Annotated in this window: 12 protein-coding genes; all 12 read right to left on the reverse strand. The window is 73.1% G+C overall.

Annotated features, from left to right (window positions below):
- Positions 1–8: 8 nt before the first annotated feature.
- Genes AC3CF1_RS04505 through AC3CF1_RS04560 form a run of 12 tightly spaced genes read right to left on the reverse strand, consistent with a single transcriptional unit; the run spans position 9 to position 13,065 of the window.
- Positions 9–1,445 carry a hypothetical protein gene (locus AC3CF1_RS04505; RefSeq protein ID WP_488449603.1) on the reverse strand — a complete coding sequence of 479 codons (1,437 nt, stop codon included), beginning with the start codon at positions 1,443–1,445 and terminating at the stop codon, positions 9–11.
- Complete coding sequence (locus AC3CF1_RS04510; protein ID WP_488449604.1) at positions 1,438–1,941, reverse strand: GPW/gp25 family protein; 504 nt, start codon at positions 1,939–1,941, stop codon at positions 1,438–1,440. The genes AC3CF1_RS04505 and AC3CF1_RS04510 overlap by 8 nt, the downstream gene beginning before the upstream one ends.
- Position 1,942: 1 nt before the next feature.
- On the reverse strand, positions 1,943–2,266 hold the full coding sequence (locus tag AC3CF1_RS04515; protein WP_354983983.1) for a hypothetical protein: 324 nt from the start codon (positions 2,264–2,266) through the stop codon (positions 1,943–1,945).
- Positions 2,267–2,276: 10 nt separating this feature from the next.
- Positions 2,277–4,304 carry a hypothetical protein gene (locus tag AC3CF1_RS04520; protein ID WP_488449605.1) on the reverse strand — a complete coding sequence of 676 codons (2,028 nt, stop codon included), beginning with the start codon at positions 4,302–4,304 and terminating at the stop codon, positions 2,277–2,279.
- Positions 4,301–4,948: a hypothetical protein gene (locus AC3CF1_RS04525; RefSeq protein WP_210789716.1), complete on the reverse strand. Its 648-nt coding sequence runs from the start codon at positions 4,946–4,948 to the stop codon at positions 4,301–4,303. Before AC3CF1_RS04525 ends, AC3CF1_RS04520 begins: the two co-directional genes overlap by 4 nt.
- On the reverse strand, positions 4,948–5,448 hold the full coding sequence (locus tag AC3CF1_RS04530) for a hypothetical protein (protein WP_053659787.1): 501 nt from the start codon (positions 5,446–5,448) through the stop codon (positions 4,948–4,950). Before AC3CF1_RS04530 ends, AC3CF1_RS04525 begins: the two co-directional genes overlap by 1 nt.
- A 2-nt stretch (positions 5,449–5,450) precedes the next feature.
- Positions 5,451–6,935, reverse strand: a complete 1,485-nt coding sequence (locus AC3CF1_RS04535; RefSeq protein WP_488449606.1) for a hypothetical protein — start codon at positions 6,933–6,935, stop codon at positions 5,451–5,453.
- On the reverse strand, positions 6,932–10,165 hold the full coding sequence (locus AC3CF1_RS04540; RefSeq protein WP_488449607.1) for a hypothetical protein: 3,234 nt from the start codon (positions 10,163–10,165) through the stop codon (positions 6,932–6,934). The genes AC3CF1_RS04535 and AC3CF1_RS04540 overlap by 4 nt, the downstream gene beginning before the upstream one ends.
- Before the next feature lie 2 nt (positions 10,166–10,167).
- On the reverse strand, positions 10,168–10,422 hold the full coding sequence (locus AC3CF1_RS04545) for a hypothetical protein (protein WP_088948443.1): 255 nt from the start codon (positions 10,420–10,422) through the stop codon (positions 10,168–10,170).
- Between the two features lie 46 nt (positions 10,423–10,468).
- Positions 10,469–10,897, reverse strand: coding sequence for a hypothetical protein (locus AC3CF1_RS04550; RefSeq protein WP_354974907.1), 429 nt, complete (start codon positions 10,895–10,897; stop codon positions 10,469–10,471).
- A 17-nt stretch (positions 10,898–10,914) separates the two neighbouring features.
- Entirely contained in the window at positions 10,915–12,084 is a 1,170-nt protein-coding gene (locus AC3CF1_RS04555; RefSeq protein ID WP_088948445.1) for a hypothetical protein, read from the reverse strand.
- A gap of 39 nt (positions 12,085–12,123) precedes the next feature.
- Positions 12,124–13,065, reverse strand: coding sequence for a hypothetical protein (locus AC3CF1_RS04560; protein WP_210926826.1), 942 nt, complete (start codon positions 13,063–13,065; stop codon positions 12,124–12,126).
- Positions 13,066–13,145: the final 80 nt, after the last annotated feature.

Consider the following 13,145-nt stretch of genomic DNA (forward strand, 5'->3'; position numbering starts at 1 on the left):
TCCCCCGCTCAGACGATCCGGAACGGCCGGGGGTCGTCCCGGTCGACGTAGACGGGCACCTGGTTCGCGGCGAGCACCGCGTTGTCGCCGACCGGCAGGCGCTGCACCCCGTCGCCGGTGGGCGCGCTGCCGGTCACCACCACCGCCGAGTCGGCCGGGAAGCGGACCAGCCGCAGTGCGCGGACGTCCGCGACGCCCGGCTCGTTCATCAGCGTCCAGATCACCTCGGCGGCGCGGACCGGCTCGCCGAAGGGCAGCTCGTCGACGTAGCGGCGCAACCGGGCGTGCAGGCGGGCCCGCAGTTCGGTGGCCGCTGTGGACGCGTTCACCGTCTCCTTCGAGCCGGTGGGCAGGGGCAGGCCCCGGATCACCAGGTCGGCCTCGACACCGATGCCCACCTCGTCGGCACGGTCCACGGAGGCGAAGATGCCCACCGGGCGCAGGTCCTCGATGACCGACTCGACGGCGGCGTGCAGCCCGTCGGGGCCGTCCCAGATGGCCGCGGCGGTGGGCGCGACCAGCACCGTGACGTAGTACGGGTTGCCGAGGTCGCGTTCGGTGCTGAAGACCCGCTCGATGAAGTTGAAGTTGCCGAAGATGGACTGGTTGAGGTCCAGCCCGCCCCGACCGTCGAAGACCTGCACCTGACGTACGCCGGGCACTGTCGCCACGGCCAGACCGATCGCCTCGGCCGTCCAGATGGAGCGGGGCGCGGCCAGCAGCAGCTGCCGGTAGCGCGCGTCGGGGACCTGCTGTTCGCCCCCGGTCAGCGCGACGGTGTGGGTGATCTCCACCAGTTCCTTGCCGGCGGCCTGCTCGGCGTCGTCCAGGTCGGCCAGCAGGGTGTCGGCCCGGTTCCAGCGGTCGATCTTCTGGCTGGATTGCGCGGGGTCGAGGTTGTGCGCCGGGCCGGGGTAGAACGCGGCGACGGCCGGCACCCGTTCGCCCACGGCGGCGGAGAGCACCACCGTCTCGTCCAGTGCCACGTGGTGCCCGCCGGGTGTGGACAGCCGCGCTCCCCGGGGCAGTGTGAGCTGGGTGCGCCCGGTGGGCAGGGCGGCCTTCAGCTTCAGCTTCACCGTGCCCTTCGCCGGCAGGTACGGGCGGGGTATGCCGAGTTCCTCGCCGAGGCGGGTCAACGCGTCGGCGGTCGCCGACACCACGTACGAGTTGTCGTAGACGGCACCGAGCGCCGCCCACAGCCGGGCGTCCTCCAGCGCGGCCAGTTCCAGGACCTTTCGGAGCACCGCTCCGCTGGTCAGGTCGATGTCGTCGCCGAAGAGCAGCCGGGCGGTGGCCAGCTTCTCGGCGAGCAACCGGGCGAAGGACTTCGGCACGAAGCCGCTCTCGACGATGCCGAAGCCGGTCGAGCCGGTGGCCCGCAGCGCGGCGGCGTCGACGGCCAGGACGTCGGCCAGCTCGGCCGGGAGGGTGGGATCAGACACTGGGCAGCTCCCCGAGATGCACCGAGAGCCGGTCGTCGGTGATGGTTTCGAACTGGACCTGCACCTGGAGGGTGCGGGACGCGCGCAGCGCGGCCTTCGCCGCGTCGTCGGTGCCGTTCGCGCCGAGTCGACCGTCGTCGAGGTTCACGTCGACGATCTTGCGGACGCGGGGGTCTCGGTCGAGCAGCGTGATGATGCCGATGCGCACCTGCTCGCGGATCAGGTTCGGCTCGATCTGCTCGGCGAGGGCGTTGAGACCGTCGAAGCCGAAGGTGGCGTCGAAGACGTTCGAGCCGCGCAGGGTGGTCAGGGCCACCGCGAGGCTCTGGGCCACGTTGTCGGTGCCGGCGACGAGGGCCAGCACCCGGCCGTCCGGGCCGTCGTCGAAGACGATGTCGCGGGCCAGATCCACGCCGGGCATGGTGGGTTCGAAGGTGAGGCCCCAGCCGAGGTAGCGGCGCTGGGCGGCCTGCCGTTCCCGCTCGGTCCGGTCCATCTCAGACCGCCTTCAGCTTGCTCTGCCCGGCGCTGGCGGACAGCCCGGGGCTGGAGCCGTCGGTGGCGCCGCTGAGTGAGTCCAGGGCCACTGCGAGGTTGCCGACCTTGAGCTTGCCGGCGGCTCCGGTCGCCGAGGTCACCGTGCTGCACGGCTTGGTGGAGTTGCTGGTGGTGATGGTGCACCCTGACACCGACTTGCCACTGATGCCGTCCAGCCGGACCACCGGCGCGTGGCTGACAGTCAGCTTGCCCTGCCCGGCCGGGGTGACCTTCCCCTGGTTGGGGCAGTGCACGTTGCTCGACGTGGTGAGCACGAAAGCCATGTCGCTCTCCTCAGTGGACGTTCATCGCGTTGCTGACCTGGACGTCGACGTCGTCGGCGGCGATGTTGACGGTGCCGCCGCTGATGTTCACCGCGCCGTTGCCGGCGTCCAGGTCGATCTGGGTGGCGGTGATGGTGATGGAGCCGTCCTGCTTCATCACGATCGACGACCCGCCGGCGGCGTGCTCGATGGTGATGCTGTCGGCCTCGTCGGCGCGGGCCGGGCGCTGGCCGCGCCCCTGGAGTTGGGCCCGGCCCACCCGCACGGTCAGCTCACCCAGCTCGATGACCCGGTTGCCGTCGCCGTCGGTGAGGTCGTGCGCCACCTTGCCGTCGTGGTCGGCCGGCACCACCGTGTCGCCGACCGACGAGCGACTGTTGGTGGCCACCCCGACCGGCAGGGACAGCCACCAGTCCCCCGGCTGGGAGACCGGGGCGTGCCCGGTGGGCCAGAGCGCGCCCACCTCCACCGGGTCGTCCGGAGCGCCGTTGCGGTAGGCCAGCGCCACCCGGGTGCCCGGGTAGCGGGGCAGGATGAGCCCGCAGCCACCCCAGGCGAACGGGGTCAGGTAGGTCACCCCGGGCAGCGGCGCGGGCTGTTCCCGGCGTACCGGAAGGCGGCGGGCGCCGTTGGGGCGGCCGTCCGGGCGGGCCAGCCCCTCCCACACCGTCTCGGTCTGCGCCGGCGGTTCGACCGCGCCGGTGGCGTTGGTGGCCGCCGCGCGTACCTCGCCGATCTCCAGGCCACGCGTCTCGCCCCGGGCCGCGCGGGCCGCCCGTCGCACCGCCTCGGCGGCGGCCACCCCGGGCGACGACGCCGGGCCCGCCGGCTCGGCCGCGCCCACTCCGGAGGCGTCACTCCAGCTGTCCCAGGCCTGGGCGCCCGAGGTGACCTCGACGCCCTGCACCACGGTGACGAAACCGGCGGTACGCGACAGGGTGTGCCGCGCCGCGCTGAGGTAGAGCAGCTTCGCCCCAGCGCCCAACTCCCCGGTCGACGGGGCGAACGGGGCCGCGAACGAGCCGAGCAGTGCCGCTCCGACGCTGCCCAGCGTGGTGGCCTCGTCCACCGCCGGCGGGTCGAAGCGCACCAGGTCGCCGGGCTTCAGGTCGGGGCGGCCCTTGAGGGTCAGCGTCCACGCCCGACGGCGCGGCGCGGCGGTGCCGCCGGCCTCGGTGGCCGCGTACGGGTCGGTGTCCTGGCTGCCGTTCTCGGTGCAGGCGAGGAGGCCGGTGGCGAGGGTGAGCGGCTTGGGCTCCCCCTCCGGGTAGGGGATCGGCCGCTTGCCGACGTGCACGGTGCCGTCCCGGATCAGCAGCATCCCCCGCCCGTACGCGTTGAGCGACTGCTGCAACGCGCCGCCGATCCGCTCCAGCGCGGCGCGGTGGAGCAGCCCGGCGCCGAAGGCGACCCGCTCGTCGCCGGCCGCCTCGGTGGCGCCCCTGGTCATCGTGCCGTCCGGGTTCGCGCCCCAGGTGGCGATGTCCACTCTGGTCCGCTCGGCGACGGCCCGGATCGCGGCGCTGAAGTTCGCCGCCTCGAACCGCTCGGCGACCCGCTGACCCAGCCGGGCGTACGCCTGCTCGACGAGGGTCAGCTCGGTGTCGTACGTCCGCTCGCCGGTGAGCCGGCGTACCTTCGTCACCCGCAGCACGGCGACCAGCGCCTGGGTCAGCTCGGCCGGGGTCGGCCCGGCGTTGACGCCGACCAGGTTGGTGAAGAAGGCGCCGACCGAGGTGTTGGCGTCGCGCCAGTACAGGTGCAGTTTCGCCACCAGCGGTGGTTGGCCCTCGGCGGTGCGCAACAGGGCGAAGTGCTCGTCGATCAGCCCCTGCACGGTGATCGTGTACGCGCCGGGGCCCAGCCCGTCGGGCAGCGCGGCGTCGATGGCCGCGTAGTAGTCGGCGCTGGACAGTGTGAGCGCCGCGTCCTGGCTCAGCCCGGTCGGGGTCTCCCGGTGGAAGGTCAGGGTCCAACCGGCGTCGTTGCCGACCGCGCCTTGGCGGACCTGACCGGTCTGGAACGGCGTGAGCGTCATCGCAGCACCCTCCGCAGCTTCTTGTCGAGCAGATAGCGGTAGCGCAGCCGGCCGGGGCCCAGCTCGGATTCGACGCGCTGGGCGGGTGGGCGGCGACGCCAGACGAACTCGTTGATCGGTGGCGGCCCGAACTGGTCCGCCGCGCGGTCGGCGCGCCGCCAGGCCAGCGCGATGGACGAGCCGTAGTCGCCGGAGCCGCGTACCGTCCCGGCGTGCAGCAGCCAGCCGAGCACCACCACCTCGACGACGATCGGGGTGGACCCGGCGGCGACCGCCGGGCCGGCGTCGGGGCAGACCCGGCGCAGACCGGCGGCGAGCGGCACCGAGCCGAGGATCCGGGTGCCCTGACGGACCACCAGTCGCAGCGGCACCCGCCCGACCAGCGCCGGTGGCGGGGGCACGGCCGGGGGCGCGGGCCGGGGCGCCAGGTCGTCGGCGGAGGTGCTGACCACCGCGAGGGGGTCGGTGTTCAGCCACTGCCGGGCCAGGCCCGTGGGCAGGATCAGCACCGCGTGGACACCGGCGCCCAGCTCGACGCGGTGCGGGAGGCCGGCGGTGAGGCTCTGCCGCACCTCGGTGAACCCGTCGGGCACCTCGACAGGTGTCTCCGGCAGCAGATAGCGGTCGATCGGGAACGGTGGCATCAGTTGCCCAACCCGTCGGCGAGCGCGCCGACTCCGATGCTGGCCACGTCGAGCAGCTTGCCGAGCAGGCTGGGACGGGGCACGTGGACGAGGGTGATGGTGGTGTCCAGGACGTCGCGGCGGGCGGCGGACGCGTTGAAGGTCAGCGACTGCACCTGCATGTCGGTGCGGATGGTCATCGAGGTGACCAGGATCAGTCCACCGAACTTCCCCCCGGAGTACGCGGCGAGGGCGGTGCCGCGTTTGCTCGCCTCGGCCATCGTCTCCAGGGCGAACTTCCAGGCGTAGCGTTCCGCGCCGACGAGGACCCCGGTCAGGGTGATGGTGTCGTCGTGGGTGGCCACGATGGCCTTGTGCGCGGTGGAGCCGATCGGCGGCAGGTGGTAGGTCTGCGCGAGGGAGATGGCGGTGACGGCCCAGAGCGGGATCGGCAGCACCCCGTCGCTGATGATCGCCGACGGCACCGTGCCGTACCGCATGAAGCTGCTGGTGATGGCCATGCTCAGCGCCCTCCGATGGGTGGCAGCGGCACCGGCGTACCGGTGGGTTCGACGGCCAGGCCCAGGGCGCGCAGCGCCTGGGTGATCTCGCGGACCTCGCCGGCGGCGCTGGTGACGCGCAGCCGCAGCCGGCGGTCCTCCAGTGCCCGGCTGATCCGCGCGGGCCGGGTGGACGCGGAGCCGCGCCGGTTGATCCGGTCGATCTCGGCTGCGGCGTCCTCCATCCGGGAGATCGCGTCGAGGATCCGCGGGTCGGGGGTGAAACCGGGGTCGTCGCGTTGCAGCCGGGCGATGGCGTCGCGGAAGTCGGAGGCGTCGCGGCGCAGGTTGGTGACGAGGTTGTCGGTGAGCGCGCTGACTCCGCTGACACTCCTGGCCCGGTGCGACTTGTCGTCGATCAGCCACACCCAGCCGTCGTGGCCGATGCCGACCAGGTCGGTGCCGGCGACCTTGACGTTGGCGTCGGGGCCCTTGAGGAACAGCTCGATGCTGCTCAGCGAGAACGCGGCGCCGTACTCGCCGAGCACGCCCCGCCCGTAGGTGACCATGTCGTGGCGCAGGTAGGCGCGGAAGCCGGGGCCGTCGTCGGGGCGGCCGCCCCGGTCGCGGAAGCGTCGCCACAGGGTCGCCAGGGCCTCCGGGTTGTGCACGGCCAACTGCTGGGTGAGCCAGATGTCGCCGCTGGCCACCACCGCGCGCAGCTCCGGGTCGGCGATGCGGGCCAGGGCCTCGGTGAGCCGGGCGTCGTTCATGTGCAGGCCCTTGGAGCGGGCCTTGCCGAGTTCACCCACTGCGGTCCGCAGTCGGGCGACGTCGTCGGGGGTGAACCGGCCGCCGAGCCGGGTCTCCAGGTCCGTGACGGCGGCCCGGCTGCCGCTCTCGGTTTCGGCGGCCACCGCCCGCCACAGCGCCTCCGGTTCCAGCTCGGCGGCGCGGCGCAACGCGGCCTGCTGGTCCGCCGGCATGGCCCGGAACGCGTCCTGGACCACTGCGGCGGGCTCGACGTGCCAGCCGGCCGCACTGGTACCGCCGGCGACCTCGAACTCGCGCAGCAGCGAGTCGGCGTACTGGGCTGCGTCGTCGGCCAGCCGCAGCGGCGCGTCCCCGACGATGCCCTCGCGCGGGCGGCTCAGTTCGCGCATCTCGGTGTTGAGCTGGTCGAAGCGCTCGCCGAGCGTCTCCAGCCGCACCCCCTCGGGCAGGGTGCCGCCCTCCAGCACGTGGTCGAGGATCGCGGCGATGTTGTCGCGCAGCACGGCGATGCGTTCCAGCCGGTTGAGCGCGTTGTTCAGGTGCAGGTCGCCGACGTCGTCGACGACGCGGCGGATGAGGTGCTCCAGCAGCCGCCGGGAACGCACGTCGCCGGCCTCGCTGTGCGCGGCGATGGTTCGCATGAAGCGTTGCAGTCGTGGGTTGGCGTCGGCGGCGGCGTGCACGGCGGCGGCGTCGAGGAACCGGCCGGCACGGAACCGGCGTGGCCCGGTCACGGCCGCACCACCGGGACGCGCGGACCCGCGGCGGTGCCACCGGGCTGTGAGTCCAACACCATGAGGATGAACCGGGCGCCCTCCGGGCCACCGACAGCGCCGCTGAGCATCGCCTCGCGCTCCACGTACGCGAGCACCGGCTCCATCAGCTTCTGCACCACCCGTTCCAGCACCTCGTTGAGCAGGATCTCGGTGAGGAACCCCTGAAGCAGGTCACGGGACGCGGCTTCGACGATCTGCCGGGTGACCCGGCGTACCACGTACCCTCGGGCGGTGCGCAGCCCGGCGCGGACACCGAAGCGCAGGGCGACCCGGCCTCCGCGCACGGCCGCGCCGCCGATGGTGCCGGCCTCCGGGATCAGCGACAACGCCATTCCGAGGTACGCGGCGAACAGCTCGACCTCAACCTCGGTGCGGGTGAGCACCAGCTCCGGGTCGAGCATCGAGGAGTAGAGGCGCTCGCGCTGGTGTGCGTGTGCCACGTCGACGGCGGCGACGGCCACCCCGACCACGAAGCCCAGCGGCGGGCAGAGCAGCGACAGCGCGATGATCCCCACCATGACGCCGAACGCGCTCAGCGCCTCCCGGCCCAGCTCGGTGTGGAACAGGCTGTCGACACCGGTGGCGTAGTAGAGGTTGCCGCCGAAGAACTCGCCGATCTGCTGGTGGGTGACCAGGTGGATGCCCTGCAGCGCGAACTGTCCTCCGGGGATGGTGGCCGACGGGATGTGCTCGCTGATCCGGCTGGACCGGAACGCGAAGCGGGCGTCGGTGCGGGCACGGCCGAGCATCTCGGTGTTGTTGCGCCGCATGTCCTGCAGCACCCGCCACAGCTCGTCGCGGATCGCCGACCGGTTGCCGGCGAAGCGGGCCAGCACGTCGGGCAGGTCGGTGATCTGCTTGACCAGCGGGTCGATGCCCTCGGCCTCGCCGCGTTGGATGACCAGCGCCTGCTCGATCTCGGCGAGGGTCCAGAGCACCGCGTGCGAGTCGCGGATCCGGGTGGTGCCGTCACGTTCGACGATCTCGCCGGCCGCGCCGGGACTGCTCAGCGCGGCCTCGGTGGCGAGGAACGCGCTGGAGATGGCGCGGGCGGCCCCGTACCAGGCGGTGGACGGGTTGGCCATGGACACCGTGGCGAGGGTGCCGCCGCCGAGGTCGGTGTGTTCGGCCGTCCACCGGGCGGCCTCGTGGCGGCGCAGCCGCTCGCGCAGGCCCTGGAGTTCGGCGTAGTCGGTGAGCTGGGAGACGATCAACCGCTCGAAGATCGGCGCGTACCTGTCGAAGTGGGTGATCCGCGCCTCGATGCCAGTACGCGAGCTGAGCAGCAGTTGCACGAGCATCGCCTGGCTGCCGACGACGAAGAGCTGCCCGACGGCGTCCTTGACCGCGCCGCTGAGCGCCTGGACGAAGTGCAGGTTCCAGGACGCGGACGTGTCGATCCAGCCGCCCTGGATGCGGGCGAAGTGCTCGGGTTGGCTGTAGCGGCGCATCACCAATTGGGCGAGGTGATCCAGGCGGGGCACGACCCCGGCCAGGTGGCGAAGGAACTGCACGGCGGGCGAGGCGACCGGCCGGAAGTCCAGCGGGCCGAGCCCTCCGGAGCCCTGTGGCACGGGTCGGGTGAACGCCTCGCGCTCCGAGGCGCCGACCAGCTGGCTGATCGCCGCGGCCCGGCCGCGCAGCACGGCGGCGGCCTGGAGGCAGAAGTTCGCCGGGTAGCGGCAGGCCTCGCCCATCTGGAGCCGGAACGCGATGTCGTCCATCAGCCGGCGCAGTTCGTCGCCGTCCGGGCCGAGCGCGGCCAGCTCCGGTTCGCCGTTGAACGGGGCGCAGGCCCGCATCTCGGAGTGTTCGCCGGTGACGGCCGGAAACCGTCGACCCTCGGCGCCGGGCGGGGCGCTGGGGCTGCTCGGGTCGAAGACGAACCCGCCCCGGCGGGCCCCGCCGCTGCCGTCCCCACCAGTGCCACCGCCGTCCGGCCCGGTGCCGGTGCCGGTGGGATCGCCCGGGCCACTGCCGGTTCCCGCGCCGGTGCCACCGCCCGCGCCCGTTGCGCCGCCCACGCCGGAGCCGCTACCGGTGCCCGTCCCCGAGCCGGTGCCGTCGCCGATGCCGCCACCGGGGGGTGCCTTCGGATCCGGTGGCGCCGCCGGTCGCTGCTCGACACTGATCGGCAGGAGGTTGGCGGTGCCGGTCCAGTGCAGCGTCTTGTCGGTCTCCTCGGTGCCCACCAGCAGCAGCGAGACCCCACCGATACTGATCACCACGAGGCAGGTGGGCACCGCGCCGCCCACCGAGGCGAGGATCGCGTCGACCCGCCGGGTCACCTCGGCGTCGACGGCTCGCTCGATCTGCGCCTGGTACTCGTCCACACTGGTGGTTTCGCCGCGCGGCTGGGCGGTCCGCAACCGCTGCCGGATGTCGGCACTGAGCTCCTCGTCCACCATCGCGACCAGGGCGCTCCGGTCGGCGACCAGCCGCCGCTGCACCGTGCCGGGCTGCGGGCTGGGCACCCGCTCCTCCACCTCGAAGTGCGGCTGCGGAGCGGCCCGGAACACCGTCTCGCCGAACCGCTCGAACGTGAGGACCGACCACGGGGTGGTGTTCACCATGACGACCCAGACCGGGCGACCGTCCGAGCCGACCACCCGGGCGATCACACCCTGCGGTGTGCCCGACGGCAGGCCGCCGTGCTGACGTACCGCCTCACGGCCCAGCTCGGCGAAGTGGCTGGCCAGGTACGTGACCGGCCGTAGCAGCCACTGGTAGGTCACCGACGGCGGCTCGTCGCCGTCCACCGGCACCTCGGCGGCGTCCCCACCGTCGTCGTAGGACGGCACCCGGTAGACGGCCAGCAGGTGACGCATCCGCTGCGGGTCGAACACCTCGGCTGCCGGTCGGCTCAGCGGCGCGGCCACCCCGGCCGGAAGCCCCGGATCCAGCCGCGCCGCCGTGATCACCTCGTCGATGCGCCGGCGCAGCCGGGCCTCGAAGGCCCGCCGGTCGTCCGGGGACACCCGCTCGCCGCCCGCGCCGGTCCAGCGGAACTCCGGCGCGTTGGGGCGTACCTCCAGGTAGCCGCCGCGGGGCGCGACCACCTCGCGGCGGGAGCGTTCCAGCGCGCGGGCCAGGGCCGCGCCGAGCGCGTCGGTCACCGCCGCCGGCCGCTCGGTCACCGACCGGGCGTCCAGCCGGATCCGCACCGGGACGTGCACCGAGATGGCCACCGTCAGACCTGCCCGTCCAAGTGGTCGGCGAGGCGGGCCAGCGCGAGGTCGGCGAGCGCGTCGGCGTCGACCGCGCCGCCGGCCACGACCACCTCGATCTCCACCGGGAAGTGGTACGCGATGACAGCGCGGTCGTCCTCGGCCACCTGCGCGGCCTCCGCCTCGCTGCCGGCCGCCGGCAGCACCAACTCACCCGCGTGCACCAGGGCCAGCCCGGTACGGGTGACCCGGGCGGCACGGCCAGCACCGGTCGTCATCTGCTACCTCCGGTTGATCGTTGGCGGGCTGTCACGTCCTGCCCGGTCAGGGCAGCACGGACTGGTCGCCGGTCTTCGGGTCGACGGTGGCGGCCAGGCTGAAGCCACTGAAGGTCGCGGCCGGGGCGCCGGAGATGGTGGCGGTGGTCGGCGTGGCGCTGGTGATCATGCAGTCGCGCAGGACGAAGGACGAGAACGCCCAGTCGTCGCCGGTGTGCTCCAGCAGCGCGATGTCGAACAGGTCACCGTCGAGGGCCAGCTTGGTGAGCCGGCCGGCGACGTCCCCGATCGCCTTGACGGTCATCGTGAAGTTCATCGACACCGGCGCGTGGATGACACCCATGTGGGTGACCTCGCACGAGTGCAGGGCCTCGACGTTGAGCGAGAAGGATGGGCTGAACGAGTCGATGGGGCTGATCAGCACCGTCTCGGTGCCCTTGGTGTACTGCACCGCGAGGCGGGTCTTCCACTCCATGGTCTGGTTCCTCCGGGTCAGAACTTGGCCACGAGCGTGACCAGCAGGCGGCTCACGGCCGGGCCGTACGTGACGGTGACGACCAGGTCGACGGTGCGGTCGGCCCGGGCGGCGGTGACGATCGAGGTGTCGGTGGCGGTACGCGCGACCTCGGGGATGGTGAGGATGTCCAGCACCGGGATCTCGATGCGGTAGTCGTCGATCACCGACTGCCGCTTGAGTGGGCCGAGGATGCCGTCGACCTGGGTCTTCAGCAGCGTCATGCCCGGCTTGGTGATCCGTGCGTCGCCGACCAGCCCGATCAGGCCGGCGCGCAGCATGAACTCGATCGCATCGAGGGTGCGCACCAGGTCGACGTGCAGCAGGCTCGCGTCGGAGGTGAACAGGCGCCCGTCGGCGAAGTGCAGGCTCTCCCCGGTGATCAGCGTCGGGTCGATGATCGGCGTGAGGTTGGCCTCGGACAGGCCCTTGATCTCAGCCGGGCTGTACTGCTTGGCCACCGGGATGGCGACCCCGCGGATCTTCTTCAGCACGATGCTGTGGTGCACGGGCAGCCCGGCCACGGCGGCCATCGCGGCGGTGGCCGCGTCACCGTCCGCGCCCCGGGCGGCGATCATCACCATCCGGCTGGTGCTGCTCTTGAGCGGGTTCGCGGCTGTCGTGATGTCCGCGACGTAGGTGGGGCCCTTCTCGGTGGCCGGGTTGACCATGGCGAACCCGAGCCGCCGTTGTCCGGCCGCGGACATCGTCTCCACGTGCGCCTTGAGCGCGTGCAACCCGGTGGGGGCGCCCGCACCGGCGGGGTTGCCGACGCCCGACTCGTTGGCCAGCGACACCATGGTCACGTCGTCGGCGGCCTCCAGACCTCCGAGCGCGGCGGCGTAGTCGTCGCCGGCGACCTTGACGCCGTACACCTTGGCCGGGCGCGGGTCCTGCAGGAACGCCAACTCCAGGGAGTTGTAGAGGGCGTTGCGCACCACGTTGCCGGCCTGCCGGCGGGCGAAGTTGGTGACCGCGTCGTCGAGAGTCTCGATCCGGACCGGCGTGTTCGCCGGCGCCGAGCCGCCGTCGGCCGTGGCCGGCGCCTTACCCACCACGGCGATGACGCCCGGTGAGCGCTGGGCCAGCGGCGCCGGTGGCGGCACGATCCGGACCTCGATGAACGGGAATGCTGCTGTCGGTGCCACGGGTCCTCCCGGACGAAGTTGCTGCTGCGGTCTGGGGTCTCAGGTCGTCACGGCGGCGAGGCCGATGCCGCTGCGGGCGAGCCACTGGCCGGCCCGGGCGAACCGGGCGGCCCGCTTCTGTGCGTCGGTGCCGGTGTCGCCGCCGGGCCAGCCGTCGTCGTCGAACGTCTCGACGGGGACCACCCAGACGGCGACCACCCGATGTCGTCGCCGGACGTCGTCCGGTGCGGGCACGTCCAGGCCCAGCTCCTCGGCGCGGGCCCGCACCAGGCGGGTCTCGACGAGCAGGTCGGCCAGGGAGAAGCCCTGGTCGCGGATCAGCACGGCGGCGGCGAACGGCAGCGGACGCGGGGTCGGTGGGGCGGCTGGCGGCGCCGCGTAGCGCAGCTTCACCGTGGCCCCCGCGGCCTGCCCGCGCATCCGCGTCACCAGGTCGCCGGCGTTCGCCGCGCCGACACCCGCGAGCAACCGGTCCAGGTGCGCGTCGGTGAACGCGGCCGGCTGATGCAACCCGGCCCGAAGGCGGGCCACCAGCCGGCTCCGGCGCTCGGTCTCCAGTTGCGCCGGGTCGGCCGGCAACGCGCCCAGGTCGGCGACGATCTGCGGATCCACGTCGAAGGCGGGCACCGCCACGTCGAGGTCCTCGACCCGGTCCCGGGCGGCGCTGGTCCGCACCACCAGGCTGCCCCGCCACAACGCGTCGATCCGCAGCGCCGCACCGCCGAGCCCGTGCAGGCGCACCCGCAGCTCGGTGCGGGTGGTGCCACCGGAGCCCAGCCACTCCCCCTCGGCCACCGTGACGGGAGCGGCGGCGAAGCCGAGGGTCAGCTCGTCGAAGACCGCCGCGTACGGTGGCGCGACCGGCATCGCCTCGGTGTCGTACGCGGCCTCGACCAGGTGAGCCAGCGACGCGTCATCGAAGAGCGCGGCGCGCGTGCCCGGATCGGCCAACCGCACCAGCACCCCGTCGACGAAGTCCACCGCACGGCCTCCCCGCTGCCCGCGCCGGTGCACAGTGCCCGGCTCGGCACGAGGATCGCGAAGGGCCCGTCACCGGACCG

Source organism: Micromonospora sp. MGP-C2, assembly GCF_057766525.1.